The organism is Ruegeria sp. CE9 (assembly GCF_056537425.1).
Window position 1 is genome coordinate 1 of record NZ_JBQFRO010000076.1, and the last position, 1,203, is coordinate 1,203.

At 60.8% G+C, this 1,203-nt stretch carries 1 protein-coding gene and 1 pseudogene; one reads left to right on the forward strand and one right to left on the reverse strand.

The window, feature by feature from the left end; translation table 11 throughout:
* Positions 1-357: pseudogene (locus ACR0B3_RS24105) on the forward strand (hypothetical protein); the annotation flags it as partial.
* Here the strand turns inward: ACR0B3_RS24105 and cobT are convergent.
* On the reverse strand, positions 354-1,203 hold an 850-nt coding region (cobT, locus tag ACR0B3_RS24110), incomplete at its 5' end, for a nicotinate-nucleotide--dimethylbenzimidazole phosphoribosyltransferase (RefSeq protein ID WP_480811253.1). The pseudogene ACR0B3_RS24105 and the gene cobT sit on opposite strands and share 4 nt — an antisense overlap.

A 1,203-nucleotide genomic window follows, 5' to 3' on the forward strand; every position in this document is an offset into this window, starting at 1 on the left:
GTGCGCGAGATGTTCGACAGCTCACTGCGGGCCGCGCGCTATGTGCTTGAGGATATGGGCCTGTCTGATTACGAGGCCCATGAAATGGAGGTGGCCTTTTACCGCCATGACCGCCAAAATCTGCGCGATTTGGCGGAACTGTGGAAACCAGGCGTGCCGATTGCCGAGAACCCCGCCTATATGGAACGCGCGCGCGAATTGAACGCGAACCTTGAGGCGGCGCTGCTCAGCGCATTAGACGAAGCCACGCGGGAGAATGCCATGGGGGAAGGCCCGACAGATCGCCGCCGCGCGCGCGGTGATGCCAGCGCACTTTCGGGCAAGCTGTCACGCGGCGGTGCGCGGGATGCCTCTTAACCCGCGCTGACGCCAGCTTCAGCAAAGCTCGCCATGCCTGAGTGGCAGGCAAGCGCCCCTTTAAGAATTTGAATGGCCAAGGCGGCCCCGCTACCTTCACCAAGACGCAATCCAAGGTTCAGCAAAGGCTCTTTGCCAATCGCGTCCAGCAATTTGCGATGTCCTCCCTCAGCTGAGAGATGGCCTGCCACACAATGATCCAATGCACCCTTTTGGGCCTGCTCCAAACAGGCGGCCGCCGCAGTGCAGATAAATCCATCAAGGATAACAGGGATGCAGTTTGCGCGCGCCGCAGCAATCGCGCCCGCCATGGCAACAATCTCGCGCCCGCCCAAGCATCGCAAAGCCGTCAATGGATCGCTCCGCGCCTCAGGGTTCGCGGCAATCCCCCGCGCCACCACATCCGCCTTGCGCGCAAGGCCCGCATCATCCACACCCGTGCCGCGACCAACCCAATCGCCCCCCGTGCCACCAAACAGCGCGCAGGCCATCGCCGCAGCGGCAGTGGTGTTGCCGATCCCCATTTCTCCCACCAGCAAAAGGTCAGAAGTTGGATCAACAGCCCCCCAGCCCGTTAAGAACGCAGCCAAAAATGCGGCCTCATCCATTGCAGGGCCTTGCGTGAAATCTGCGGTTGGCTGTTCCAGATCAAGCGCATGAACATCCATCTGCGCGCCAGCAAGCTTGGACAATTGATTGATCGCTGCACCGCCTGCCTCGAAATTAGCAACCATTTGCACTGTGACCTCAGCAGGAAAGGCACTGACACCCTGAGCTGTGATCCCGTGGTTCCCAGCAAAGACAATGACCTGTGGGGCGTCAATTTGCGCGCGCGCATTACCGCGC